This window comes from Rhodobacter capsulatus, assembly GCF_052363185.1.
Taxonomy (GTDB): Bacteria; Pseudomonadota; Alphaproteobacteria; order Rhodobacterales; family Rhodobacteraceae; genus Rhodobacter; species Rhodobacter capsulatus_E.
Map to the genome: position 1 here is coordinate 1,457,873 of NZ_CP198955.1, position 24,520 is coordinate 1,482,392.

Consider the following 24,520-nt stretch of genomic DNA (forward strand, 5'->3'; position numbering starts at 1 on the left):
GCAAACACTCCTTTCGGATAGGCCTGCCCGGCCGATGTGACGTTGCGGCATGTCGGCTTGACGGAATCGCCCGGCACGGGAATAAATGAACAAGCGTTCAATAACCGGGGAGGGGAAGATGTTCGCAGGCTCGATGCGGTTCGATCTGGGGGAAGACATCGGCGCGCTGCGCGACATGGTGCAGGCCTGGGCGCGCGACCGGCTGGCGCCGATGGCGGCGTCGGTGGACCGCGACAACCTGTTCCCGAATGAGCTCTGGGCCGAGATGGGGGCGCTGGGTCTTCTGGGCGTCACCGTGCCCGAGGACTACGGCGGGTCCGGCATGGGCTATCTGGCCCATGTGGTCGCGACCGAGGAGATCGCGCGCGTGTCGGCCTCGATCTCGCTCTCTTACGGGGCGCATTCGAACCTGTGCGTCAACCAGCTGAAGCTGAACGGCACGGCGGAGCAAAAACGCAAATACCTGCCCGATCTGGTTTCCGGCGCGAAGATCGGCGCGCTGGCGATGAGTGAATCGGGCGCGGGCTCGGATGTCGTCGGCATGAAGCTGCGGGCGGAAAAGCGCGGCGATGCTTACGTGCTCAACGGTCACAAATACTGGATCACCAATGGCTGCGACGCCGATACGCTGGTGGTTTACGCCAAGACCGATCCGGCGGCGGGCTCGAAGGGGATCACCGCCTTCATCGTTGAGCGGGGGATGAAGGGCTTTTCGACCTCGGCGCATTTCGACAAGCTTGGCATGCGCGGCTCGAACACGGCGCAGCTTTTCTTCGACGATTGCGAGGTGCCCGCAGAAAACGTGCTCGGCGCCGAGGGCAAGGGCGTGCGGGTGCTGATGTCGGGGCTCGATTACGAACGCGTGGTGCTCTCGGGGATCGGGACGGGGATCCTGATGGCCTGTCTGGACGAGGTCGTGCCCTACCTGCAGACGCGCGAGCAATTCGGCCAGCCGATCGGGAATTTCCAGCTGATGCAGGCGAAGATCGCCGACATGTATGTGGCCGCAAACACCGCCCGCGCCTATACCTACGAGGTGGCCAAGGCCTGCGACCGCGGCGAGGTCACGCGCCAGGATGCCGCGGCGACCGTGCTTTACGCCAGTGAACAGGCGATGGTGCAGGCGCATCAGGCGGTCCAAGCCTTGGGCGGGGCCGGGTTCCTGAATGACTCGGTCGTAAGCCGCCTTTTCCGTGACGCCAAGCTGATGGAGATCGGCGCGGGCACCAGCGAAATCCGCCGGATGCTGATCGGCCGTGAATTGCTGGGGGCGAAATGAAGCTGACCTCTGCCGTTCTGCCCAGTTCCGAAAGCTTCCGCGCCAATCGGGCCGCGCATCTGGCGCTTCTGGACAATGTGCGCGAGGCCGCCGCCCATGCCGCCGCGGGGGGCGGGCCGGAGGCCACGAAACGCCACACCGCCCGCGGCAAGATGGCCCCGCGCGAGCGGGTGGCGGGGCTTCTCGACCCGGGCAGCCCGTTTCTGGAGATCGGCGCCACCGCCGCGCATGGCATGTATCACGGTGCGGCGCCTTGCGCGGGGGTGATTGCCGGCATCGGCCGGGTGAGCGGGCAGGAGGTCATGGTGGTGGCGAACGACGCCACCGTGAAGGGCGGCACCTATTACCCGATGACGGTGAAGAAACACCTGCGCGCGCAGGAAATCGCCGAGGATTGCGCGCTGCCCTGCGTCTATCTGGTGGACAGTGGCGGCGCCAACCTGCCCAATCAGGACGAGGTTTTCCCCGACCGCGACCATTTCGGCCGCATCTTCTACAATCAGGCGCGGATGTCGGCCAAGGGCATTCCCCAGATCGCCGTCGTGATGGGGTCTTGCACCGCGGGCGGCGCCTATGTCCCCGCGATGTCGGATGTGACGATCATCGTGAAGGATCAGGGCACGATCTTTCTGGCCGGTCCGCCCTTGGTGAAAGCCGCGACGGGCGAGGTCGTCAGCGCCGAGGATCTGGGCGGCGGCGATGTTCACACGCGCCTCTCGGGCGTTGCCGATTATCTGGCCGAGGATGATGCCCACGCGCTGGCGCTTGCCCGCCGGGCCGTGGGCCATCTGAACCGCGCCAAACCCGCGACGGTGCAGTGGCAGGCGCCCGAAGACCCGGCCTACGACCCCGAGGAGATCCTGGGCGTCGTCCCCGCCGATCTGCGCACGCCCTATGACATCCGCGAGGTGATCGCCCGCACCGTCGATGGCTCGCGTTTCGACGAATTCAAACCGCGCTTCGGTGAAACCATCGTCACCGGTTTCGCCCATGTGATGGGCTGCCCGGTCGGCATCATCGCCAACAACGGGGTGATCTTCTCGGAGGCCGCGCAAAAGGCCGCGCATTTCATCGAGCTTTGTTCGATGCGCAACATCCCCTTGGTTTTCCTGCAAAATGTCACCGGCTTCATGGTCGGGCGCAAATATGAAAACGAGGGCATCGCCCGGCATGGCGCCAAGATGGTGACCGCTGTCGCCACGACAAACGTGCCGAAAATCACGATGCTGGTGGGCGGCTCGTTCGGGGCGGGCAATTACGGCATGGCGGGGCGGGCCTATTCGCCCCGCTTCCTCTGGACCTGGCCGAATTCGCGCATCTCGGTGATGGGCGGCGAACAGGCGGCGGGCGTTCTGGCCACGGTCAAGCGCGAGGGGATCGAGCGCAAGGGCGGTCATTGGTCGCCCGAGGAAGAAGCCGAATTCAAACGCCCGACGCTGGAGATGTTCGAGCGGCAAAGCCAGCCGCTTTATGCCTCGGCGCGGCTTTGGGATGACGGCATCGTCGATCCGCGCAAGACCCGCGAGGTGCTGGCGCTCAGCCTCTCCGCCAGCCTTTGCGCGCCGATCGAGCCCACGCGCTTCGGGATCTTCCGCATGTAACTTTCAATGCCTCCGGCGGGGGATATTTGCAGCAAGATAAAGGGGATGGCTTTTATCTTGCCACAAATATCCCGGGGGGCCCGGGGGGCAGCGCCCCCCCCTCGCCGTTGATGAAGGAGACCGCCATGTTCGCCAAGATCCTGATCGCCAACCGGGGCGAGATCGCCTGCCGGGTGATCGACACCGCCCGTCGTCTGGGCGTCGCCACGGTCGCGGTCTATTCCGACGCCGATGCGGGCGCGCGGCACGTCGCGATGGCCGACGAGGCCGTGCATATCGGCGGCCCGCGCCCGGCCGACAGCTACCTGCGCGGCGATGCGATCATCGCGGCCGCGCTGGCCACGGGGGCGCAGGCGATCCACCCGGGCTACGGCTTCCTCTCGGAAAACCCCGATTTCGTCGATGCCGTTCAGGCGGCGGGGCTCGTTTTCATCGGCCCTTCGGGCGATGCGATCCGGTCGATGGGGTTGAAGGATGCGGCCAAGGCGCTGATGGCAGAGGCGGGCGTGCCCGTCGTGCCGGGCTATCACGGCGACAACCAGGACCCGGAGCATCTGGCGGGCGCGGCCGAGGCTTTGGGCTTTCCGGTTCTGATCAAGGCCGTTGCGGGCGGCGGCGGCAAGGGCATGCGGCGGGTGGACCGCGCCGCGGATTTCGCCGCCGCGCTTGCCAGTGCGCAGGGCGAGGCGCAGACCGCTTTCGGCAACCCCGCCGTGCTGATTGAAAAATACGTTGAAAAGCCCCGTCATATCGAGGTGCAGGTCTTTGGCGACGGCACCCGCGCCGTGCATCTTTATGAGCGCGATTGTTCGCTGCAACGCCGCCATCAGAAGGTGATCGAGGAGGCCCCGGCCCCGGGCATGACCGCCGAAATGCGTGCCGCGATGGGGCAGGCCGCTGTCCGCGCCGCCGAGGCGATCGGGTATAGCGGCGCGGGCACGGTCGAATTCATTGTCGATGCCTCGGACGGGCTGCGCCCGGATCGGTTCTGGTTCATGGAGATGAACACCCGCCTGCAGGTCGAACACCCGGTGACCGAGGCGATCACCGGCGTCGATCTGGTCGAATGGCAATTGCGCGTCGCCTCGGGCGAGCCCTTGCCCGCCCGGCAGGAGGATCTGCAGATCACCGGCCATGCGTTTGAGGCCCGCCTTTACGCCGAGGACGTGCCCGCAGGGTTCCTGCCCGCGACCGGAACCTTGAAACATCTGCGCTTTCCGCCGGGGCTGCGCGTCGAAACCGGGGTCCGGCCCGGGGATGTGATCAGCCCCTGGTATGATCCGATGATCGCCAAGGTGATCTGCCATGGCCCGACCCGCGCCGCCGCGCTGACGGCGCTCGCCCGGGCGCTTGAGGCCACGCAGGTGGCGGGCACGGTGACGAACCTTGGCTTTCTGGCCCGGCTGGCCCGCCATCCGGGCTTTGTCGCGGGCGATGTCGACACCGGGCTGATCGCCCGCGATCTTCAGACCCTGACCGACCCGCAGCCGGTCCCGCCCGCCGCCCGGGCGCTCGCCGTGATCGCCGCCGCGGGGCTGCACGAGGTCCCCGGCACCGGCTTCACCCTTTGGGCGCCCTTGCGCCGCCCCGTGCCCTTCGAGCCGCCCGCCCATCTGCAGGTCACCGGCCCGAACCGGATCACTGTCGAGATCGACGGGGGGCAGCACGATTGCGCGCTGCACCCCGATGGCTGGTGGGTCGATGGTGCCAAGACCGGGGCGCAGATCCATGTCAGCGCGGAAGAGATCACCGTCTTCCTGCAGGGCGCGCATCGCTTTGCCCGCCCCGATCCGCTGGCCCGCGAAAGCCGCGCTTCCGCCTCTGGCCTCACGCTTGCGCCGATGCCGGGTCTGGTGAAGGCTGTCTTCGTTGCGCCCGGTGCGCAGGTGGCCGCGGGCGACCGGCTGGCCGTTCTGGAAGCGATGAAGATGGAACATACGCTTTGCGCCGCGCGGGCGGGGCTTGTGGCCGAGGTTCTGACGGGCGCGGGCGATCAGGTGGAGGCCGGGGCGGCGCTGATCCGTCTGGCCGAGGAGGAGGCGGCATGACGATTCTGCATCACATCCCGGGCTCGCGCTCGCATCGGGTGCTGTGGCTGCTCGAAGAACTGGGCGAAGAGGCCGAGATCCGCGTCTGGTCGCTGACCGATGGCAGCCTGCGCAGCCCCGAATTCCGCGCGCTCTCCCCGGCCGGGCGCATCCCGGCGCTGGAGATCGACGGCCGGGTGATTTTCGAATCCGGCGCCATCACGCAATATCTGACCGAAACCCGCGGCCGGTTGGCGCCGATGCCCGGCGACCCCGAACGGGGCGCCTTCCTCGAATGGATGCATTTCGCCGAAACGCAGGGCAACATCCTGCAATCGCTCAACATTCACCACATCTTCCTGCGCCCGGACACGGCGCGGTCGCTGCCCTTGATGCGGCTCGATACGAAGCGGCTGGAAATCACCTTGCATGCGCTGGAAGCCCGGCTGAGCGGACGGGACTGGATCCTCGGGGCCTTCTCGGCCGCGGACTGCATGTTCGGCTTCAACATGGATGCGATGTTCCGCTTCGTCGCGCGCGAAAAATTCCCCGCCATCGCCGCCTGGATCGCCCGGGCGCAGGCGCGGCCCGCCCACATCCGTGCCGTCGAACGCGGCGGGGCCACGATCTATGCCCGCGACTTTTACGAGCTGCCCGATGGCTGAGCGCGTCGAAATCGTTGAAATGGCGCCCCGCGACGGGCTGCAGAACGAGCCCCGCTTCATCGCCACCGCCGACAAGATCGCGCTGGTCGATGCGCTGTCTGATGCGGGGTTCCCCCGGATCGAGGTGGCCTCGTTCGTCAGCCCGAAATGGGTGCCGCAGATGGCCGATGGCGCCGCCGTGCTGGCGGGCATCACCCGGCACCCGGGCACGCGCTATGCGGCGCTGACGCCCAATCTGCGCGGGTTTGAGGCGGCGCTGGCGGCCGGGGTGGACGAGGTGGCGATTTTCGCCTCGGCCTCCGAGGGGTTTTCGCGCGCCAATCTGAATTGCACGATTGCCGAGAGCCTTGATCGCTTTGCCCCGCTGGTCGAGGCGGCGCAGGCGGCGCTTTTGCCGGTGCGGGGCTATGTCTCGATGGTCACCGATTGCCCGTTCGAGGGGGCGATCGCGCCCGAGAGCGTCGCGCAGGTGGTGGCCGCGCTGCGCGATCTGGGCTGCTACGAGGTGAGCCTTGGCGACACGATCGGGCAGGGGCGGCCCGAGACCGTCACAGCGATGCTGAAAGCGGTCTTGAACGAGATGCCGCCCGAGCGGCTGGCCGGGCATTTCCACGACACCGCGGGCCGGGCGCTGGAGAATGTGGAAGCGAGCCTTGCGCTGGGCCTGCGGGTTTTCGATGCCGCGGCGGGGGGCTTGGGCGGCTGTCCCTATGCGCCCGGCGCGGCGGGGAATGTGGCGACGGAAAAGCTTGCGGCGCGTCTGATGGCGCTGGGCTATGACACCGGGCTTGACCCCGTGGCGCTGGCCCGGGCGGCGGCGCTTGCGCGGGCGATGAAGGGGGAGCGCGATGTTTGAGACGATCCGGATCGAGACCGATGCCCGCGGCGTTGCGTGGCTGTGGCTTTCCCGCGCGGCCAAACACAATGCGCTCGATGCGCAGATGATTGCAGACCTCACCCGCGCCATCGGGGACTTGGGCGCCGATCCCGCGGTGCGGGTCGTCGTTCTGGCGGCCGAAGGGGCAAGCTTCTGCGCGGGTGGCGATCTGCGCTGGATGCAGGCCAATATCACCGCCACGCCCGAAGACCGCGCGGCCAGTGCCCGGACCTTGGCCGCGATGCTGGCCGCGCTGAACGACTGCCCGAAGCCGATCATCGGGCGCATTCACGGCAATGCCTTTGGCGGCGGCATCGGCATGATCTCGGTCTGCGATGTCGCAATCGCCGTGCCCGAGGCGCGGTTTGGCCTGACCGAAACGAAGCTTGGCCTGACGCCCGCCACCATTTCGCCCTATGTCATCGCCCGGATGAGCCCGGCGAAAGCCCGCGCCGTCTTCATGTCCTCGCGGCTCTTTTCGGCCACCGAAGCGGTGGGGCTGAATCTGCTGTCCCGGGTGGTTCCCGCGGCCGATCTGGACGCCGCGATCGAGGCCGAGGTCGCCCCCTATCTGGCCTGCGCGCCCGGCGCCGTGGCCGAGGCGAAGGCGCTGGTGCGGGCGCTGACGCCGGGGCTCGACTCGGAGGCGCAGGAGCGCACGATTGCCGCGCTTGTGGCGCGTTGGGAAAGCGCCGAGGCGCAGGAGGGTCTGGCGGCGTTCTTTGACCGGCGGGCGCCTCACTGGCTTGTGAACTGACAGATTCGCAATATTATTTCGCGCATTGGCCGATTCGGCCCGGTCCTTGCCCCCGCCTTGGGGCGAGACATGATGCCGCATTGCGGCAACGCCTTGTCGCAGCGGCGAAACGTCTCAAATCCGGTGTGCATCGGTATACAAAATGCGCTTGCAGCCCAGAATCCGGGCCTCGCGATGTTGACCGGAGGGGGGGAGAGGGCTATTCCTCCCCTTGCCGCCCCCGCGCACGGGAAGGTGCAACCGAGGGCAAAAGGGGTCAAAAGATGCAAGACGCGCTCACGCATGGAATGTTGCGGGAATATCTTCCCATACTCGTCCTTCTGGCCATGGCGATCGGGCTTGGACTGATCCTGATTGCCGCGGCCGCGATCATTGCTTACCGCAATCCCGACCCGGAAAAGGTCTCCGCCTATGAATGCGGCTTCAACGCCTTTGACGACGCGCGGATGAAGTTCGACGTGCGCTTCTATCTGGTGTCGATCCTGTTCATCATCTTCGACCTTGAAGTGGCGTTCCTGTTCCCCTGGGCGGTGGCCTTTGGCGACATGTCGATGACCGCCTTCTGGTCGATGATGGTGTTTCTGGGCGTGCTGACCGTCGGCTTTGCCTATGAATGGAAGAAGGGGGCGCTGGAATGGGCGTGATGACCGGGGCGAATACCGCCGCCGCCGACATGGACCTTGCCGCGGCCGCGCTGAATCGCGATCTGCAGGACAAGGGCTTCCTGCTGACCACCGCCGAAGACATCATCAACTGGGCGCGCAACGGCTCGCTGCACTGGATGACCTTCGGTCTGGCCTGCTGCGCGGTCGAGATGATGCACACCGCGATGCCGCGCTATGACGTGGAACGCTACGGCTTCGCGCCGCGCGCCTCGCCGCGCCAGTCGGACGTGATGATCGTTGCGGGCACGCTGACGAACAAGATGGCCCCGGCGCTGCGCAAGGTCTACGACCAGATGCCCGAGCCGCGCTATGTGATCTCGATGGGCAGCTGCGCCAATGGCGGCGGCTATTATCACTACAGCTATTCGGTCGTGCGCGGCTGCGACCGCATCGTGCCGGTCGATATTTATGTGCCCGGCTGTCCGCCCTCGGCAGAGGCGCTGATGTATGGTATCTTGCAACTGCAGCGCAAGATCCGCCGCACCGGGACCCTGGTGCGCTGAGGAGGATGAGCATGAGCGAAAAGCTGCAAGACCTCGCGGCGCATGTCGCGCAACAGCGTCCGGGCGACGTGATTTCGGCCGAAGTGGTGCAGGGCGAGCTGACGGTGATCGTCAAGCCCGAGGGGATCGTGGATTTCGTGCGCTTCCTGCGCGACGATGCCGCCTGCCGCTTCACCACGCTGGTCGATCTGACCGCCGTTGACTGGCCGGACCGGCCGGCGCGGTTCGAAATGGTCTGGCACTTCCTCTCGATGTGGAAAAACCAGCGCATCCGCGTCAAGGCGGCCGTGGCCGAGGATCAGATGTGCCCCTCGATCACCGAGGTCTATCCGGCGGCGAACTGGTTCGAGCGCGAAGTCTTCGACATGTTCGGCATCCTGTTCTCGGGCCATCCGGACCTGCGCCGGCTGCTGACCGACTACGGCTTCCGCGGCCATCCTTTGCGCAAGGACTTCCCGACGACCGGCTATCTCGAGCTGCGCTATGACGAGGTGCAAAAGCGCGTCGTCTATGAACCGGTGAAGCTGGCGCAGGAATACCGGCAATTCGATTTCCTCAGCCCGTGGGAGGGCGCGCAAAGCGTGCTTCCGGGCGACGAGAAGCGCAGCTGATCCGGCAACGGAACGGCTGAGGCAAGAAGCACAAGGGGAAGAGGCATGGACGGCGACATCCGGCACAACAGCTACGACGACGGCTCGGAAGACGTGCTGACCGGCGAGCAGAGCATCCGCAACTTCAACATCAACTTCGGCCCGCAACACCCTGCGGCGCACGGGGTTTTGCGGATGGTGCTGGAGCTGGACGGGGAAATCGTCGAACGCGCCGATCCCCATATCGGGCTGTTGCATCGCGGCACCGAAAAGCTGATGGAAAGCCGGACCTATCTGCAGAACACGCCCTATTTCGACCGGCTCGACTATGTGGCGCCGATGAACCAGGAACATGCCTGGTGTCTGGCGATCGAGAAGCTGACCGGGACCACCGTGCCGCGCCGGGCCTCGCTGATCCGGGTGCTGTTTTCGGAAATCGGCCGCATCCTGAACCACCTCTTGAACGTCACCACGCAGGCGATGGACGTCGGCGCGCTGACACCGCCGCTCTGGGGCTTCGAGGAACGCGAAAAGCTGATGATCTTCTACGAACGGGCCTGTGGCGCGCGTCTGCACGCGAACTACTTCCGCCCGGGCGGGGTGCATCAGGATCTGCCGCCCGATCTGATCGACGATATCGAGACCTGGGCCAAGGCTTTCCCGCAGGTGCTCGATGACATCGAGGGCTTGCTGACCGAAAACCGGATCTTCAAGCAGCGCAACGCCGATATCTGCATCATCACCGAAGCCGAGATCGAAAAATGGGGCTATTCGGGCGTCATGGTCCGCGGCTCGGGCCTGGCCTGGGATTTGCGTCGTGCGCAACCCTATGAATGCTATGACGAATTCGACTTCAAGATTGCGGTGGGCAAGAACGGCGACTGCTACGACCGCTACCTTGTCCGCATGGCCGAGATGCGCGAGTCGACGAACATCATCCTGCAGGCCTGCGCCAAGCTGCGTGCGCCCGAGGGGCAGGGCGACATTCTTGCGCGCGGCAAGCTGACGCCGCCGAAACGGGCCGAGATGAAGACCTCGATGGAGGCGCTCATCCACCACTTCAAGCTTTACACCGAGGGCTTCAAGGTCCCCGCAGGCGAGGTTTACGCCGCGGTCGAGGCGCCCAAGGGCGAATTCGGCGTCTATCTGGTCGCCGATGGCACCAACAAACCCTATCGCGCCAAGATCCGCGCGCCGGGCTATGCGCATCTGCAAAGCATTGATGCCGTCGCCAAGGGACACCAACTGGCGGATGTCTCCGCCATCATCGGCACGATGGATGTCGTGTTCGGGGAGATCGACCGCTGATGCTGCGCCGTTTGCACGCCACCCAACCCGAGAGCTTCGCCTTTACGCCCGCGAACCGCGCCTGGGCGGAAGCGCAGATCACCAAATACCCCGAGGGCCGTCAGGCCTCGGCGGTGATCCCGCTGCTGTTCCGCGCGCAGGAACAGGAAGGCTGGCTGACCAAGCCCGCGATCGAATATGTCGCCGACCTGCTCGACATGCCCTATATCCGCGTGCTGGAAGTGGCGTCGTTCTACTTCATGTTCCAGCTGCAGCCCACGGGCTCGGTCGCGCATATCCAGGTTTGCGGCACCACCAGCTGCATGATCATGGGCTCGGAAAACCTGATTTCGGTCTGCAAGCGCAAGATCGCGCGTCACCCGCATGAACTGTCGGCCGATGGCAAGTTCAGCTGGGAAGAGGTCGAATGTCTCGGCGCCTGCGCCAATGCGCCGATGGCGCAGATCGGCAAGGATTACTTCGAAGACCTGACCGAGGCGGGGCTGGAGCGGCTGCTCGACGATCTGGCGGCGGGCAAGACCCCGGTGCCGGGGTCGGAAAAGGGGCGCTTCTCCTCGGAGCCGCAGGCGGGTCTGACCAGCTGCATGGCGACGCCGGGCCCGCGCGAGGCGCACAATGGCACCGTCGCGCGGGCGGTTGCGGTGGGCGATGGTATCAAGCGCATCGACGGGACCGAGGTGCGGCTTTCCGCCCCATGGCAGGTCTCGGGGCAGATGGCGGCGATCGGTCTGATGACGGCGCGGCCGCGTTCGGCGGTGCAGCAGCAGGCGGCGGCCGAGGCGGCGAAGGCGGCGGCGGCGGCGGGCTCGGCCGGGGGGACGTCAACCCCGGCTGCGGCGGCGGCCGGTGCTGCGCCGAAAGCGGCGGAAACCGCTGAAACCGCTGGCCAGAAACCGCTTGCGCTGGCGGCGGCGCGCGAGGGCAAGGCCGATGATCTGCAAAAGATCGAGGGCATCGGACCGGTGCTCGAGGGGCATTTGCACGGGCTTGGCATCTTCCATTTCGACCAGATCGCGGCCTGGGGCGCGGCGGAAATCGCCTGGATGGACGCCAATCTGAAGGGCTTTGCGGGCCGCGTCAGCCGCGACCGCTGGGTGGCGCAGGCGCAGATCATCGTCGCGGAAGGGCTTGACCGTTTCCTCGAACGGGCGAAGACAAACAATTACTGAAGACGGAATACTGATCTGAAGACTTGAACGACAACCTACAGAGGCCGGGACGGCGTGACGTCCGCCACCCGGCATGGAAAGAGGGAAAGGAAAGGCAAAATGTCGACGAACGACACAGACTGCCAGACGAAAGCCCGCAAGCTGGGTGGTTGGCTCGGTGCCGCGATTTTCTTCGCACTTTGGCTTCTTGGTTCGGTGGGGATCTGGATGGCGGCGATTGCCGGCGTCATCTCTGCGCTGATCCTGGCGCGGCTGATCTGCTGGGCGACCTGCGGTCTGCCCGAGCCCGCCGCGCCGATGTCGGCCGAGGAAGCCGCGGCGCTGCGCCGCGCGGTTCCGGCGGAAGCGGCGCCCGCGGCCGTGGTCAAGGTCGCCGAGGCGCCCAAACCCGCGCCGAAAGCGGCCGAGCCGGTGAAAGCCGCGCCCGTCGCCGCGGCCCCGGTGGCGCCTGCTCCGGCTGCGGCCCCGGCTCCGGTGAAGGCCCCCGAGCCCGTTGCTGCGGCCCCCGTTGCTGCGGCTGCGGCCCCGGTTGCGGCGCCGAAACCGGCGGCGAAGCCCGCCCCGGCGCCCGCGCCGAAAGGCAAGTCGAAGCCCCGTCGGGGCTGATCGAAGACCCCGCCCGGCGCTTGGGGAGAGGCGCCGAGGTGGCAAAAGATGATCCCGAGCCCTGCGGGGCTCGGGATGTCCCGGGCCTCGCGTCCGGTGAGCGCCGGGCTGCGGCCTGGCCAGGGAGACCGTGTGTATCGGACAGCCGATGCCGCGCGGGCCGGGGCACCGGCCCCCGCCGAAACCGAGGGAATGGACATGCTCAACGATCACGATCGCATCTTCACCAACATCTACGGGATGCACGACCGCTCGCTGAAGGGCGCGATGGCGCGTGGTCACTGGGATGGCACGGCGGCGATCCTGGGCAACGGCCGCGACTGGATCATCGAGCAGATCAAGGCATCGGGGCTGCGCGGGCGCGGCGGCGCGGGCTTTCCGACCGGGCTCAAATGGTCCTTCATGCCGAAGCAATCCGACGGGCGGCCCTCGTTTCTGGTGATCAACGCCGATGAATCCGAGCCCGGCACCTGCAAGGACCGCGAAATCATGCGCCACGACCCGCATACGCTGGTCGAAGGCGCGCTGATCGCCGGTTTCGCCATGGGGGCGCGGGCGGCCTATATCTATATCCGCGGCGAATATGTCCGCGAAAAGGAGGCCCTGCAGGCCGCCATCGACGCATGCTACGAGGCCGGGCTGATCGGCAAGAACGCCTGCCGCTCGGATTACGACTTCGATGTCTATCTGCACCACGGTGCGGGCGCCTATATCTGCGGCGAGGAAACCGCGCTGCTGGAAAGCCTTGAGGGCAAGAAGGGGATGCCGCGGATGAAACCGCCGTTCCCGGCGGGCTCGGGGCTTTATGGCTGCCCGACGACGGTGAACAACGTCGAATCCATCGCCGTCGTGCCGACGATCCTGCGCCGTGGCGGTGCGTGGTTCGCGGGCATCGGTCGGCCGAACAACACCGGCGTCAAGCTCTTCGCGATGTCGGGCCATGTGAACACGCCCTGCGTCGTCGAAGAAGCCATGTCGATCAGCATGAAGGAGCTGATCGAGAAGCACGGCGGCGGCGTCCGCGGCGGCTGGAAGAACCTGAAGGCGGTGATCCCCGGCGGCGCCTCCTGCCCGGTCATTCCGGCGCATATGTGCGAAGACGCGATCATGGATTATGACGGCATGCGCGAAAAGCAGTCGTCCTTCGGCACCGCCTGCCTGATCGTGATGGATCAGCAGACCGACATCATCAAGGCGATCGCGCGGCTGTCGAAATTCTTCAAGCACGAAAGCTGCGGCCAGTGCACGCCCTGCCGCGAGGGGACCTCGTGGATGTGGCGGGTGATGGAACGTCTGGTCACCGGCGAGGCCGAGATCGAGGAAATCGACATGCTGTTTTCGGTGACGAAACAGGTCGAGGGCCACACGATCTGCGCCCTTGGCGATGCCGCCGCCTGGCCGATCCAGGGGCTGATCCGGCATTACCGCGAGGAGATCGAGGACCGGATCAAGGCGCGCAAGACCGGCCGCATGGGCGCGATGGCGGCGGAGTGATCTGAGATGGCCACCGGGTCGGGCAGCTTTCACAGGATCACGACGGGGGGGACGGCGACGGTTGCGGCGCTGGCCTGCGCCTGTCTGCCTGCGCTGGCCGAGGCGCCCGATTACAGCCTGCGCGCTTCGGGCTATATCCCCGATCTGTCGCGGCACCTGCGCATGTCCGAGGGGGTGCGCGGCGCGCGGGTGGATTATTTCGGTCAGGTGATGACCGGCGGGCAGCATTGCGAAAAGAACGCCAAGGGTCTGGAAGAGTGCATTTTCTGGGACGGCTTCCTGTCGGCCTTCGAAGTCGAATACGAGGGCGTCACCGAAACGTCTGAGCTGGAGCTGAAAAAGGGCGTGCTCCTGGCCATCGACGTGGTTTGCCCCTCGTCGAAGGCGCTCTCGCGCGATCCCGCCGAGGTGCGCCGACTTGCCCCCGGGGTCTATCGGCTGGATGCGGCCTGTCCGCGGGTGAACGAGAGGAAGGGTTACTGATGCGCATGCTGTTGCTTCCCTTCGTGATCGCGGGCTGTGCCGCGGCCGCGCCGATGCCCGATGGCGGCGCCCGCGCGCCGCGCATGGCCGAGGTGGCGGGCTATCAGGGCGCCTTCCTGCCCACGGGCGAGCTTTCCGTGCGCCGCAGCGCCACGCCCTTCCGCCTGGACGAAGGCGCCGAGGCGAAACGCGCCGCCAACAGCTTGTGCGGCGGCAAGGTCGTCTCGGGCGACAGGGACAATTTCCGCGACGGCGCGTGGATCTTTCCGGGGGGCTGCGCATGACCGCGACAGAGAAGGGCACGACCCCGGCGAAAAAGGCCAAGCCGAATTTCCGCTTTCAGGGCACCGATGTGGCCGCCGACATTCGGCAGAAATACAAGACCGGCGGCGATCTGGTCGATCTTTACGCCACGACCGAGGGGCGGGAGGTGCACAAGTGGCACCATTACCTGCCGATCTATGAACGCTACTTCGAGAAGTTCCGCGGCAAGCCGGTGCGGATGCTGGAAATCGGCACCTGGCGCGGCGGCTCGCTGGGGCTGTGGCGGCGCTATTTCGGCCCCGAGGCGGTGATCTTCGGCATCGACATCAACCCCGACTGCGCCCAATACGACGGCGAGGCCGGGCAGGTGCGGATCGGCTCGCAGGCCGACCCGGAGTTTCTGGCCCGCGTGATCGCGGAAATGGGCGGCGTCGACATCATTCTGGATGACGGCAGCCATGTGATGAAACATGTCCGCGCCAGCCTGCGCACGCTGTTTCCGCTGCTGTCCGAGGGCGGCCTCTACATGATCGAAGACATGCAATGCGCCTATTGGAAGAACTTCGGCGGCGGTCTGGATGCGCCCGACAACATCTTCAATTTCCTGCGCAAACTGACCGACGACATGCACCGCTGGTATCACGGCGGCAAGCAGAAGGTCGCCCCCTTCGGGCATCTGGTCTCGGGCATCCATGTGCATGATGCGATCATCGTCTTGGAAAAGGACCCGGTGCATCCGCCGGTCAATTCGATCATCGGCGGCAAGCCCGGCGCCGCCCTGCGCGAGGGCGACGCCGATGGCTGATCCCCGCAGTCCGCATCCCTACCGCCACACCGGCGGCATCTCCGGGGCGCAAGCGCCTCGCCTGAAGTTCGACATGGAGAGCCAAGCGTGAGCACCCTGCGCAAGATCATCATCGACGGTATCGAGGTCGAGGTCGATCCCAGCCTGACCCTGATCCAGGCCTGCGAACAGGCGGGCATCGAAGTGCCGCGGTTCTGCTATCACGAGCGGCTGTCCATCGCGGGCAACTGCCGGATGTGTCTGGTCGAAGTGGTCGGCGGACCGCCGAAGCCCACGGCAAGCTGCGCCATGCAGATCAAGGACTTGCGCCCCGGGCCGAATGGCGAGCCCTCGGTGATCAAGACCAATTCGCCGATGGTCCGCAAGGCCCGCGCAGGCGTGATGGAATTCCTGCTGATCAACCATCCGCTCGATTGCCCGATCTGCGATCAGGGCGGCGAGTGCGACCTGCAGGATCAGGCGATGGCCTATGGCGGCTCGGTCTCGCGCTTCCGCGAAGTCAAGCGCACCTCGGACAATCTGGAGCTTGGCCCGCTGGTCAAGACCGAGATGACGCGCTGCATTTCCTGCACCCGCTGCGTGCGCTTCACCACCGAAGTCGCGGGCATCACCCAGATGGGTCAGACCGGGCGGGGTGCCGACAGCGAAATCACCAGCTATCTGAACGGCACGCTCGACAGCAACCTGCAGGGCAATATCATCGACCTGTGCCCGGTCGGCGCGCTGACCTCGAAGCCCTATGCCTTCACCGCCCGTCCGTGGGAACTGGTGAAGACCGAGAGCATCGACGTGATGGATGCGCTGGGCTCGAACATCCGCATCGATGCCAAGGGCCGCGAAGTCAAACGCATCGTGCCGCGCAACCATGATGGCGTGAACGAGGAATGGCTGTCCGACAAGGGCCGTTTCATCTGGGACGGGTTGCGCCGCCAACGCCTTGACACGCCTTACATTCGTGAAAACGGCAAGCTGCGCAAGGCAAGCTGGCCCGAGGCGCTGGCCGCCGCCGCCGCCGCGATGAAGGGCAAGAAGGTTCTGGGTCTCGTCGGCGATCTTTGCTCGACCGAAGCCGCCTTCAGCCTGAAGACCCTGATCGAGGGGCAGGGCGGCTCGGTCGAATGCCGCACCGATGGCGCGCGTCTGCCGATTGGCAACCGCTCGGCCTATGTCGGCAACGTCGCCATCCAAGACATTGACGACGCGAAGGAAATCATCCTGATCGGCACCGATCCGCGCACCGAGGCGCCGGTTCTGAACGCCCGCATCCGCAAGGCCTGGGCCAAGGGCGCGGTCGTCAAGCTGGTCGGCCCGGCGGTCGATCTGACCTATGATTACGAGCATGTCGGCACCGACCGCGCGGCCTTGGCCGGGCTCAAGGCCGGCAAGGATGCAATCGTGATCGTCGGTCAGGGCGCGATCTCGGAAGCAGATGGCGATGCGGTCATTGCCAATGCGATGTCGCTGTCGGGCCGGATGCTGATGCTGCACACCGCGGCCTCGCGCGTCGGCGCGATGGATGTGGGGGCCGTCACGAATGGCGGTCTTCTGGTTGCGCTCGAGGGCGTGCAGGTGATCTACAACATGGGCGCCGACGAGGTGGAGATTGCTCCGGCCTCGGAAGGCGGGCCGTTTGTCATCTATCAGGGCTCGCATGGCGACCGCGGCGCGGCGCGTGCCGACATCATCCTGCCGGGCGCGGCCTATACCGAAGAACACGGGCTTTTCGTCAACACCGAGGGGCGCCCGCAGCTGGCCTTCCGCGCCACTTTCGCGCCGGGCGAGGCCAAGGAAAACTGGGCGATCCTGCGGGCGCTTTCGGCGGAACTCGGCGCCACCCAGCCCTGGGATACCTTGGGCGGGCTGCGTCAGGCGATGCTCGCCAAGCATCCCCATCTGGGCGACATCGACCATCTGGCCGACAACGGCTGGACCGCGCCCGAGCGGCGCGACATGGGCAAGGCGACCTTCCGCCTTGCGCTGGGGGATTACTACTTCACCAACCCGATTGCGCGGGCCTCGGTCGTGATGGCCGAATGCTCGGCGCAGGCCAAGGGGCGCAAATCCCCGGCCGTGGCGGCGGAGTAAGCGCATGACCCTTTCCCCGATCCTTTCCGTGGCGCTTCTGACCGGCCTTGCGGCCGGGCTGAGCGGCTGCGCGGAAGCCGGGGGCGGGGCCGTCTCGGGCGCGGCGATCACCTATGAGGGGGTCGAGACGCATCTGCTCGATGACGATCTGGTGGGATTTCAGGTGGCGCTCTCGGGCACCACCAGCAGGGCGGCGGTGACGGCTTATGCCGCCTGCGCCGCCGCACAATATGCGCAGATCCGCGGCTTCGGCTTTGCCCGGCATGTGCGCACCAACGTGACACGCTCGGGCGGCAGCCTGCAGGCGGATGCGGTTTACCTCATCTCGCCGGCGCTGCCGCGGGGCTTGCGCACGATCGATGCGGAAGTGACCGTCGCCGATTGCCACGAGCGCGGCATTCCGACGGTTTGAAACGAATGATGCAGGACGGATCCGAGGGACAACATGGCTGACTTCTGGGCAACATCACTTGGACAGACACTCATCCTGCTGGCGCAGGGTCTGGGCATCATCGCTTTCGTGATGATCGGCCTTTTGCTTCTGGTCTGGGGCGACCGCAAGATCTGGGCGGCGGTGCAGCTGCGGCGCGGCCCGAACGTGGTGGGCGCCTTTGGTCTGCTGCAATCGGTCGCCGATGCCGCGAAATATGTCTTCAAGGAAATCGTCGTCCCCGCGGGCGTCGACAAGCCGGTCTATTTCCTCGCCCCCATGCTCAGCCTTGTGCTGGCGCTTCTGGCCTGGGTGGTCGTGCCCTTCAACGAAGGCTGGGTGATGGCGGATATCAACGTCGCCGTCCTTTTCGTCTTCGCGGCCTCCTCGCTCGAGGTTTACGGCGTGATCATGGGCGGCTGGGCCTCGAACTCGAAATACCCGTTCCTCGGCTCGCTGCGCTCGGCCGCGCAGATGATTTCCTACGAAGTCTCGATGGGTCTGATCATCGTCGGGGTGATCATCTCGACCGGCTCGATGAACCTTTCCGCCATCGTCGAGGCGCAGCGCGGTTCGTTCGGGCTTCTGAACTGGTATTGGCTGCCGCATCTGCCGATGGTGGCGCTGTTCTTCATCTCGGCGCTGGCCGAGACCAACCGCCCGCCGTTTGACCTGCCGGAAGCGGAATCCGAACTGGTTGCGGGCTTCATGGTCGAATATTCCTCGACGCCCTATCTGCTCTTCATGGCGGGCGAATATATCGCCGTCTGGCTGATGTGCGCACTGACCACGGTGCTGTTCTTCGGCGGCTGGCTCTCGCCCATTCCGGGCGTTCCCGATGGCGTGCTCTGGATGGTGGCCAAGATGGCCGCGGTCTTCTTCGTCTTCGCGATGGTGAAGGCCATCGTGCCGCGCTACCGCTATGACCAGCTGATGCGGATCGGCTGGAAGGTGTTCCTGCCGCTCTCGCTCGGCTGGGTCGTGGTCGTTGCTTTCCTTGCGAAATTCGAAGTTCTGGGCGGCTTCTGGGCGCGCTGGGGGATGGGGGCATGAACGTGAAGGATCCGAACCGACCGACACTTTCCCTGACGCTCGATGGCCGCGAGGTGAAGCTCGTGCCGGTGATCGTCGAGGGCTACCGGCTGGAGGTGGAGGGCAAGAACGTCACCTCGTTCCTGTCGAAGACGCCGCCGATCATGCGCGCGGTGGGGGCCCTTGAAGGGCGCGGAGATTTTGGCGTGGGCGATCTTGAGACCGCCTCCGACACCCGGAAATGGACCGTTTCCGGCCCAGTCAAGCAAGACACCGGCAAGACCGATCCAGCGGAGAAGAACTGATGGCTTTCGATTATGTTCGCGCAGCGAAATACTTCGTCCTGTGGGACTTCATCAAAGGCTTCGCGCTGGGGATGAAATATTTCGTGGCGCCCAAGCCCACGCTGAACTACCCGCATGAAAAGGGGCCGCTCTCGCCGCGTTTCCGCGGTGAACATGCTTTGCGCCGCTACCCTTCGGGCGAGGAACGCTGCATCGCCTGCAAGCTGTGTGAAGCGATTTGCCCGGCGCAGGCGATCACCATCGACGCCGAACCGCGCGAAGATGGCTCGCGCCGCACGACGCGCTACGACATCGACATGACGAAATGCATCTACTGCGGCTATTGCCAGGAGGCCTGCCCGGTCGATGCCATCGTCGAGGGGCCGAATTTCGAATACGCCACCGAGACGCGCGAAGAGCTGTTCTACACCAAGGAAAAACTGCTGGAGAACGGCGCCCGCTGGGAAGCCGAGATTGCCCGTAACATCGAGATGGATGCACCCTACAGATGACCACGGAATTTCAGAAGCTTTTCATGGCGATGATGGAGCAGGGCACGGAAATGGCCCGGATGTTCAATCCGGCTCTGGAGAGCTTCAACCCCAAGGCCTTCGAGAAGATGTTCCCGACGATGCCGGCCGATGTGCTGGAGATGTTCTTCGGCAAGACCTTCAACCGCGACGGGCTGGATGCGCGCACCCGGCTTCTGGTGACGCTGGCGGGTCAGGTGACCTTGGGCGCGCAGGCCGAGGCGCCGATCCGGTTGACCATCCGCCACGCGCTTGAGGCGGGCGCAACCGAGCGGGAGATCGCCGAGGTGATCTTTCAGATGAGCATGTTCGGCGGCGTGCCCGCCATGACCAAGGCGCTGGAACTGGCGCGCGAGGTCTTCGACGAGAAATCGGGGGAAAACACATGACGGTGTTCGTATTCGCCTTTTACCTTTTCGCCGTCGTGGCGGTGGTTGCGGGCCTCATGGTGGTTTTGTCCAAAAACCCGGTTCATGCGGTCTTGTGGCTGATCCTGACCTTCCTGTCGGCGGCGGGGCTCTTCGTGCTGATGGGGGCGGAATTCGTCGCCATGCTGCTGATCATCGTCTATGTCGGCGCGGTGGCGGTTCTGTTCCTTTTCGTCGTGATGATGCTCGACATCGACTTTGCGGCGCTGCGGGGGCAGCTGGTGCGCTATGCGCCGGTGGGCGGGCTGATCGCGCTGGTGATGCTGGCGCAGCTCGCCACCGGGCTGATGGTCTGGAACACGGCCGATGCGGCCAATGGCCTGCGCGGGGCGCCCGCGCCCGAGGGGGTCGAAAACACTGCCGCCCTCGGCATGATCCTTTATGACAGATACCTCTACCTCTTCCAGGGCGCGGGTCTGGTGCTGCTCGTCGCGATGATCGGGGCCATTCTGCTGACGCTGCGGCACCGCACCGACATCAAGCGGCAGAACGTGCTGGCGCAGATGCACCGCGATCCGGCCAAGGCGCTGGAGATGGTCGACGTCAAACCGGGGCAGGGGCTGTGATGAGAAAGAACAAGAAAACGGGGTCGGGCCCGGAGGGGAAGCGATGACGATCGGTTTGGAACATTATCTTGCGGTGGCGGCGATCCTGTTCGTCACCGGCATCTTCGGCATCTTCGTCAACCGCAAGAACGTCATCGTCATCCTGATGTCGATCGAACTGATGCTGCTGGCCGTCAACATCAACATGGTCGCGTTTTCGACGCATCTGGGGGATCTGGTCGGACAGGTCTTCACCATGTTCGTGCTGACCGTCGCCGCCGCCGAGGCCGCGATCGGGCTGGCGATCCTGGTGGTCTTCTTCCGCAACCGCGGCACCATCGCCGTCGAAGACGTCAACGTGATGAAGGGGTAAGGCCATGACCACGATCATCCTGCTTGCGCCGCTTCTTGGCGCGCTGATCGGCGGCTTCGGCTGGCGGCTGATCACGGAAAAGGGGGCGCTTGTCGTCACCACCGGCCTGCTGTTCCTGTCCTGCATCCTGTCCTGGGTCGTCTTCCTGACGCTTCCGGCCGAGACGCAGCACATCCAGCTTCTGGACTGGATCCGCTCGGGGACGCTCGATACCTCCTGGGGGATCCGGCTGGACCGGCTGACCGCGATCATGCTGATCGTCGTCACCACGGTTTCGGCGCTGGTGCACCTCTATTCCTGGGGCTACATGGCCCATGACGACAACTGGACCCACCACGAAAGCTACAAGGCGCGGTTCTTCGCCTATCTGTCGTTCTTCACCTTTGCGATGCTGATGCTGGTGACCTCTGACAACCTGGTGCAGATGTTCTTCGGCTGGGAAGGGGTGGGGGTCGCCTCCTATCTGCTGATCGGGTTTTACTACAAGAAACCCTCGGCCAATGCCGCGGCGATCAAGGCCTTTGTCGTCAACCGCGTCGGCGACTTCGGCTTTGCGCTTGGCATCATGGGGCTGTTCTTCCTGACCGACAGCATCGACATGGATGTGATCTTTGCCGCCGCGCCGGAACTGGCCAAGACGCAACTCCACTTCCTGTCCTGGGACTTCAACGCCGCGAACCTGCTGGCCGTTCTGCTGTTCATCGGCGCGATGGGGAAATCGGCGCAGCTCTTCCTGCACACCTGGCTGCCCGATGCGATGGAGGGCCCGACGCCGGTGTCCGCGCTCATTCACGCCGCGACGATGGTGACCGCGGGCGTCTTCCTTGTCTGCCGGATGTCGCCGCTCTTTGAATATGCGCCGGAAGCCAAGATGATGGTCGTCTATGTCGGCGCCGCGACCGCGTTCTTTGCCGCGACCGTGGGTCTGGTGCAAAACGACATCAAGCGCGTGATCGCCTATTCGACCTGTTCGCAGCTGGGCTACATGTTCGTGGCCGCGGGCTCGGGCGTCTATTCGGTCGCCATGTTCCACCTGCTGACGCATGCCTTCTTCAAGGCGATGCTGTTCCTGGGCGCGGGCTCGGTGATCCATGCGATGCACCACGAACAGGACATGCGCAACTACGGCGGCCTGCGCAAAAAGATCCCCTTCACCTTCGCGATCATGATGATCGGCACGCTCGCCATCACCGGCGTCGGCATCCCGTTCTTCTCGATCGGCGGCGTGCCGGTGGGCTTTGCGGGCTATCTCTCGAAAGACGCGATCATCGAAAGCGCCTTCGCTTCGGGGAACGGTTTCGCCTTCTATGTGCTGGTGGCGGCGGCGGGGATGACCTCGTTCTATTCCTGGCGGCTGATCTTCCTCACCTTCTACGGCGAGGCGCGGGGCGATCATCACAAGCATGACCATGCCCATGAAAGCCCGCCTGTGATGCTGGCGCCGCTTGCGCTTCTGGCCGTGGGCTCGGTGCTGGCCGGGATGGTCTGGTATCACAGCTTCTTCGGCGACAAGGTGGCGAGCTTCTTCAACCTGCCCGCTGCCGCCCATGGGGCGGAGCATGGCACCGACCATGCCACGGCCGAAGCGAACCACGAAGCCGCGATGGCCGGTCACACCCCCGAGGGGCATGCGACCGAAGCCCCTGCCGCCGAAATCCATGCGACGGAAGCCCATGCGACGGAAGCCCATGCGGCCGCGGCCACCCCGGCCAAGGCCCCGCAAGGCGCGATCTTCATGGCCGAAACGAACCATGTGATCCACGATGCCCATGGCGTGCCGAACTGGGTGAAACTCTCGCCCTTCGGCGCGATGGTCACCGGCTTCTTCTTCGCCTGGCTCTACTACATCGGCGACAAGCCGCTGCCGGGCCGGACGGCGCGGGCGCTGCCGGGGCTTTACCGCTTCCTGCTCAACAAGTGGTATTTCGACGAGCTGTTTGACCTGCTCTTCGTGAACCCGGCCAAATCGCTTGGTCGCAAACTGTGGAAGGGCGGCGATGGCGCCGTCATCGACGGGGCGATCAACGGGCTCGCGCTTGGCTGGATCCCGTTCTTCACCCGCGTCGCGGGGCGGATCCAGTCGGGTTATCTCTTCCACTATGCGTTTGCGATGGTGCTGGGCATCGTTGCTCTGATGTTCTGGGTCGTGCGGACCGGGGGAATGAACTGATGCAAAACCTCCTCTCCATCATCACCTTCCTGCCGCTGGCCGCGGCGGCGGTGCTTGCCGTGGTCAGCCGCGGGTCAGGCCCGGCGGCCGATCGCAATGCGAAATGGGTGGCGCTGACCGCGACCGTCGTGACCTTCCTCGTCTCGCTGCTGCTTCTGGCGGGCTTCGATCCCGCGAACCCGGGGATGCAGTTCGTCGAGGACCGTGAGTGGATCATGGGCCTGCATTACAAGCTGGGCGTAGACGGGATCTCGATCCTCTTCGTGATGCTGACCACCTTCCTGATGCCGCTCACCATCGCCTCTGCCTGGCATGTGGAAACGCGGGTCAAGGAATACATGATCGCCTTCCTTGTCCTTGAAGCGCTGATGATCGGCGTCTTCGTGGCGCTGGATCTGGTGCTCTTCTACCTCTTCTTCGAGGCGGGGCTGATCCCGATGTTCCTGATCATCGGGATCTGGGGCGGCAAGGAGCGCATCTACGCGGCCTTCAAGTTCTTCCTTTATACCTTCCTCGGCTCGGTGCTGATGCTGGTCGCGATGGTGGCGATGTATATGATGGCGGGCACCACCGACATCGTCGCACTCATGGCCTTCGACTTCCCGCATGCGGATCTGCCGTTCCTCGGCTGGTGGAGCCTGACGGGCGGGGTGCAGACGCTGCTCTTCCTGGCCTTCTTCGCCTCTTTCGCGGTGAAGATGCCGATGTGGCCGGTGCACACCTGGTTGCCCGATGCCCACGTGCAGGCGCCCACCGCGGGCTCGGTCGTGCTGGCGGCGGTGCTGCTGAAAATGGGCGGCTACGGCTTCCTGCGTTTCTCGCTGCCGATGTTCCCGGTGGGGTCGGAAACGATGACCACCTTCGTCTTCATCCTCTCCGCGGTCGCCATCGTCTACACCTCGCTTGTGGCGCTCGCACAGGAGGACATGAAGAAGCTGATCGCCTATTCGTCGGTTGCCCACATGGGCTATGTGACGATGGGGATCTTTGCGGCGAACCAGCAGGGTGTTGACGGCGCGATCTTCCAGATGCTCAGCCACGGCTTCATCTCGGGGGCCTTGTTCCTGTGCGTCGGCGTGATCTATGACCGCATGCACACAAGGGAAATCGCCGCCTATGGCGGTCTGGTGAACCGGATGCCGGCTTACGCGCTGATCTTCATGTTCTTCACCATGGCGAACGTGGGCCTGCCGGGCACCTCTGGCTTCGTCGGTGAATTCCTGACGCTGCTTGGCATCTTCCAGGTCAATACCTGGGTGGCGCTGTTTGCCACCTCCGGCGTGATCCTCTCGGCGGCCTATGCGCTCTGGCTTTATCGCCGCGTGGTGTTCGGGGAACTCGTCAAGGAAAGCCTGAAGACGATCTCCGACATGACGACCCGCGAAAAGGCGATCTTCGCGCCGCTTGTCGCGATGACGCTGCTCTTGGGCATCTATCCCAGCCTTGTGACCGATCTGATCGGGCCTTCGGTGGCCCATCTTGTCCAGACCTACCACGCCGACCTCGGCACTCTCGCGCAAGCGACTGCGGGCAACTGAGGAGAAAGACCC

26 protein-coding genes are annotated in these 24,520 nt (G+C 65.2%); all 26 read left to right on the forward strand.

Annotated elements, in window-relative coordinates; all coding sequences use genetic code 11:
* Positions 1-118: 118 nt before the first annotated feature.
* Positions 119-1,279 (forward strand): acyl-CoA dehydrogenase family protein, encoded by a 1,161-nt coding sequence (locus tag ACTTAG_RS07320; RefSeq protein WP_444464852.1) that lies wholly within the window; start codon positions 119-121, stop codon positions 1,277-1,279.
* On the forward strand, positions 1,276-2,880 hold the full coding sequence (locus ACTTAG_RS07325; protein WP_444464853.1) for a carboxyl transferase domain-containing protein: 1,605 nt from the start codon (positions 1,276-1,278) through the stop codon (positions 2,878-2,880). Before ACTTAG_RS07320 ends, ACTTAG_RS07325 begins: the two co-directional genes overlap by 4 nt.
* Positions 2,881-3,005: 125 nt before the next feature.
* The gene (locus ACTTAG_RS07330) at positions 3,006-4,928 is read left to right on the forward strand and encodes an ATP-binding protein (RefSeq protein WP_444464854.1); all 1,923 of its coding nucleotides are present in this window, start codon (positions 3,006-3,008) and stop codon (positions 4,926-4,928) included.
* On the forward strand, positions 4,925-5,572 hold the full coding sequence (locus ACTTAG_RS07335) for a glutathione S-transferase family protein (protein ID WP_444464855.1): 648 nt from the start codon (positions 4,925-4,927) through the stop codon (positions 5,570-5,572). Before ACTTAG_RS07330 ends, ACTTAG_RS07335 begins: the two co-directional genes overlap by 4 nt.
* Positions 5,565-6,428, forward strand: a complete 864-nt coding sequence (locus ACTTAG_RS07340; protein WP_444464856.1) for a hydroxymethylglutaryl-CoA lyase — start codon at positions 5,565-5,567, stop codon at positions 6,426-6,428. The genes ACTTAG_RS07335 and ACTTAG_RS07340 overlap by 8 nt, the downstream gene beginning before the upstream one ends.
* Positions 6,421-7,206, forward strand: coding sequence for a crotonase/enoyl-CoA hydratase family protein (locus tag ACTTAG_RS07345; protein WP_444464857.1), 786 nt, complete (start codon positions 6,421-6,423; stop codon positions 7,204-7,206). The genes ACTTAG_RS07340 and ACTTAG_RS07345 overlap by 8 nt, the downstream gene beginning before the upstream one ends.
* Positions 7,207-7,469: 263 nt before the next feature.
* On the forward strand, positions 7,470-7,850 hold the full coding sequence (locus tag ACTTAG_RS07350; RefSeq protein ID WP_444464858.1) for an NADH-quinone oxidoreductase subunit A: 381 nt from the start codon (positions 7,470-7,472) through the stop codon (positions 7,848-7,850).
* On the forward strand, positions 7,841-8,374 hold the full coding sequence (locus ACTTAG_RS07355; protein WP_444464859.1) for a NuoB/complex I 20 kDa subunit family protein: 534 nt from the start codon (positions 7,841-7,843) through the stop codon (positions 8,372-8,374). The genes ACTTAG_RS07350 and ACTTAG_RS07355 overlap by 10 nt, the downstream gene beginning before the upstream one ends.
* An 11-nt stretch (positions 8,375-8,385) precedes the next feature.
* Complete coding sequence (locus tag ACTTAG_RS07360) at positions 8,386-8,985, forward strand: NADH-quinone oxidoreductase subunit C (protein ID WP_444464860.1); 600 nt, start codon at positions 8,386-8,388, stop codon at positions 8,983-8,985.
* A 45-nt stretch (positions 8,986-9,030) separates the two neighbouring features.
* A complete protein-coding gene (locus tag ACTTAG_RS07365; protein WP_444464861.1) occupies positions 9,031-10,272 on the forward strand; it encodes an NADH-quinone oxidoreductase subunit D in 1,242 nt (413 codons plus the stop codon).
* Positions 10,272-11,441 (forward strand): NADH-quinone oxidoreductase subunit E, encoded by a 1,170-nt coding sequence (locus tag ACTTAG_RS07370; protein WP_444464862.1) that lies wholly within the window; start codon positions 10,272-10,274, stop codon positions 11,439-11,441. The genes ACTTAG_RS07365 and ACTTAG_RS07370 overlap by 1 nt, the downstream gene beginning before the upstream one ends.
* Positions 11,442-11,540: 99 nt before the next feature.
* Positions 11,541-12,047, forward strand: a complete 507-nt coding sequence (locus tag ACTTAG_RS07375) for a hypothetical protein (protein ID WP_444464863.1) — start codon at positions 11,541-11,543, stop codon at positions 12,045-12,047.
* 198 nt (positions 12,048-12,245) lie between these two features.
* Positions 12,246-13,541, forward strand: coding sequence for an NADH-quinone oxidoreductase subunit NuoF (gene nuoF / locus ACTTAG_RS07380; protein WP_444465208.1), 1,296 nt, complete (start codon positions 12,246-12,248; stop codon positions 13,539-13,541).
* A gap of 6 nt (positions 13,542-13,547) precedes the next feature.
* Complete coding sequence (locus ACTTAG_RS07385; protein ID WP_444464864.1) at positions 13,548-14,024, forward strand: hypothetical protein; 477 nt, start codon at positions 13,548-13,550, stop codon at positions 14,022-14,024.
* A complete protein-coding gene (locus ACTTAG_RS07390) occupies positions 14,024-14,308 on the forward strand; it encodes a hypothetical protein (RefSeq protein WP_444464865.1) in 285 nt (94 codons plus the stop codon). Before ACTTAG_RS07385 ends, ACTTAG_RS07390 begins: the two co-directional genes overlap by 1 nt.
* Complete coding sequence (locus ACTTAG_RS07395; protein ID WP_444464866.1) at positions 14,305-15,093, forward strand: class I SAM-dependent methyltransferase; 789 nt, start codon at positions 14,305-14,307, stop codon at positions 15,091-15,093. Before ACTTAG_RS07390 ends, ACTTAG_RS07395 begins: the two co-directional genes overlap by 4 nt.
* Positions 15,094-15,180: 87 nt before the next feature.
* On the forward strand, positions 15,181-17,178 hold the full coding sequence (gene nuoG / locus ACTTAG_RS07400; RefSeq protein WP_444464867.1) for an NADH-quinone oxidoreductase subunit NuoG: 1,998 nt from the start codon (positions 15,181-15,183) through the stop codon (positions 17,176-17,178).
* 4 nt (positions 17,179-17,182) lie between these two features.
* Positions 17,183-17,590: a hypothetical protein gene (locus ACTTAG_RS07405; protein WP_444464868.1), complete on the forward strand. Its 408-nt coding sequence runs from the start codon at positions 17,183-17,185 to the stop codon at positions 17,588-17,590.
* 33 nt (positions 17,591-17,623) lie between these two features.
* On the forward strand, positions 17,624-18,661 hold the full coding sequence (gene nuoH / locus ACTTAG_RS07410) for an NADH-quinone oxidoreductase subunit NuoH (RefSeq protein WP_444464869.1): 1,038 nt from the start codon (positions 17,624-17,626) through the stop codon (positions 18,659-18,661).
* Positions 18,658-18,945, forward strand: coding sequence for a hypothetical protein (locus tag ACTTAG_RS07415; RefSeq protein WP_444464870.1), 288 nt, complete (start codon positions 18,658-18,660; stop codon positions 18,943-18,945). The genes nuoH and ACTTAG_RS07415 overlap by 4 nt, the downstream gene beginning before the upstream one ends.
* Positions 18,945-19,436 carry an NADH-quinone oxidoreductase subunit NuoI gene (nuoI, locus tag ACTTAG_RS07420; RefSeq protein ID WP_023916454.1) on the forward strand — a complete coding sequence of 164 codons (492 nt, stop codon included), beginning with the start codon at positions 18,945-18,947 and terminating at the stop codon, positions 19,434-19,436. Before ACTTAG_RS07415 ends, nuoI begins: the two co-directional genes overlap by 1 nt.
* Entirely contained in the window at positions 19,433-19,843 is a 411-nt protein-coding gene (locus ACTTAG_RS07425) for a carboxymuconolactone decarboxylase family protein (RefSeq protein ID WP_444464871.1), read from the forward strand. Before nuoI ends, ACTTAG_RS07425 begins: the two co-directional genes overlap by 4 nt.
* Positions 19,840-20,448 carry an NADH-quinone oxidoreductase subunit J gene (locus tag ACTTAG_RS07430; protein ID WP_023913998.1) on the forward strand — a complete coding sequence of 203 codons (609 nt, stop codon included), beginning with the start codon at positions 19,840-19,842 and terminating at the stop codon, positions 20,446-20,448. Before ACTTAG_RS07425 ends, ACTTAG_RS07430 begins: the two co-directional genes overlap by 4 nt.
* 43 nt (positions 20,449-20,491) lie before the next feature.
* Positions 20,492-20,800: an NADH-quinone oxidoreductase subunit NuoK gene (gene nuoK, locus ACTTAG_RS07435; protein ID WP_013067258.1), complete on the forward strand. Its 309-nt coding sequence runs from the start codon at positions 20,492-20,494 to the stop codon at positions 20,798-20,800.
* 4 nt (positions 20,801-20,804) lie between these two features.
* Entirely contained in the window at positions 20,805-22,970 is a 2,166-nt protein-coding gene (nuoL, locus tag ACTTAG_RS07440; protein WP_444464872.1) for an NADH-quinone oxidoreductase subunit L, read from the forward strand.
* Positions 22,970-24,508, forward strand: a complete 1,539-nt coding sequence (locus ACTTAG_RS07445; RefSeq protein ID WP_444464873.1) for an NADH-quinone oxidoreductase subunit M — start codon at positions 22,970-22,972, stop codon at positions 24,506-24,508. Before nuoL ends, ACTTAG_RS07445 begins: the two co-directional genes overlap by 1 nt.
* Positions 24,509-24,520: the final 12 nt, after the last annotated feature.

Coding starts and splice junctions, on each gene's coding strand:
- ACTTAG_RS07320 (WP_444464852.1), top strand. CDS start 119: ATGTTCGCAGGCTCGATGCGGTTCGATCTGGGGGAAGACATCGGCGCG.
- ACTTAG_RS07325 (WP_444464853.1), top strand. CDS start 1,276: ATGAAGCTGACCTCTGCCGTTCTGCCCAGTTCCGAAAGCTTCCGCGCC.
- ACTTAG_RS07330 (WP_444464854.1), top strand. CDS start 3,006: ATGTTCGCCAAGATCCTGATCGCCAACCGGGGCGAGATCGCCTGCCGG.
- ACTTAG_RS07335 (WP_444464855.1), top strand. CDS start 4,925: ATGACGATTCTGCATCACATCCCGGGCTCGCGCTCGCATCGGGTGCTG.
- ACTTAG_RS07340 (WP_444464856.1), top strand. CDS start 5,565: ATGGCTGAGCGCGTCGAAATCGTTGAAATGGCGCCCCGCGACGGGCTG.
- ACTTAG_RS07345 (WP_444464857.1), top strand. CDS start 6,421: ATGTTTGAGACGATCCGGATCGAGACCGATGCCCGCGGCGTTGCGTGG.
- ACTTAG_RS07350 (WP_444464858.1), top strand. CDS start 7,470: ATGCAAGACGCGCTCACGCATGGAATGTTGCGGGAATATCTTCCCATA.
- ACTTAG_RS07355 (WP_444464859.1), top strand. CDS start 7,841: ATGGGCGTGATGACCGGGGCGAATACCGCCGCCGCCGACATGGACCTT.
- ACTTAG_RS07360 (WP_444464860.1), top strand. CDS start 8,386: ATGAGCGAAAAGCTGCAAGACCTCGCGGCGCATGTCGCGCAACAGCGT.
- ACTTAG_RS07365 (WP_444464861.1), top strand. CDS start 9,031: ATGGACGGCGACATCCGGCACAACAGCTACGACGACGGCTCGGAAGAC.
- ACTTAG_RS07370 (WP_444464862.1), top strand. CDS start 10,272: ATGCTGCGCCGTTTGCACGCCACCCAACCCGAGAGCTTCGCCTTTACG.
- ACTTAG_RS07375 (WP_444464863.1), top strand. CDS start 11,541: ATGTCGACGAACGACACAGACTGCCAGACGAAAGCCCGCAAGCTGGGT.
- nuoF (WP_444465208.1), top strand. CDS start 12,246: ATGCTCAACGATCACGATCGCATCTTCACCAACATCTACGGGATGCAC.
- ACTTAG_RS07385 (WP_444464864.1), top strand. CDS start 13,548: ATGGCCACCGGGTCGGGCAGCTTTCACAGGATCACGACGGGGGGGACG.
- ACTTAG_RS07390 (WP_444464865.1), top strand. CDS start 14,024: ATGCGCATGCTGTTGCTTCCCTTCGTGATCGCGGGCTGTGCCGCGGCC.
- ACTTAG_RS07395 (WP_444464866.1), top strand. CDS start 14,305: ATGACCGCGACAGAGAAGGGCACGACCCCGGCGAAAAAGGCCAAGCCG.
- ACTTAG_RS07405 (WP_444464868.1), top strand. CDS start 17,183: ATGACCCTTTCCCCGATCCTTTCCGTGGCGCTTCTGACCGGCCTTGCG.
- nuoH (WP_444464869.1), top strand. CDS start 17,624: ATGGCTGACTTCTGGGCAACATCACTTGGACAGACACTCATCCTGCTG.
- ACTTAG_RS07415 (WP_444464870.1), top strand. CDS start 18,658: ATGAACGTGAAGGATCCGAACCGACCGACACTTTCCCTGACGCTCGAT.
- nuoI (WP_023916454.1), top strand. CDS start 18,945: ATGGCTTTCGATTATGTTCGCGCAGCGAAATACTTCGTCCTGTGGGAC.
- ACTTAG_RS07425 (WP_444464871.1), top strand. CDS start 19,433: ATGACCACGGAATTTCAGAAGCTTTTCATGGCGATGATGGAGCAGGGC.
- ACTTAG_RS07430 (WP_023913998.1), top strand. CDS start 19,840: ATGACGGTGTTCGTATTCGCCTTTTACCTTTTCGCCGTCGTGGCGGTG.
- nuoK (WP_013067258.1), top strand. CDS start 20,492: ATGACGATCGGTTTGGAACATTATCTTGCGGTGGCGGCGATCCTGTTC.
- nuoL (WP_444464872.1), top strand. CDS start 20,805: ATGACCACGATCATCCTGCTTGCGCCGCTTCTTGGCGCGCTGATCGGC.
- ACTTAG_RS07445 (WP_444464873.1), top strand. CDS start 22,970: ATGCAAAACCTCCTCTCCATCATCACCTTCCTGCCGCTGGCCGCGGCG.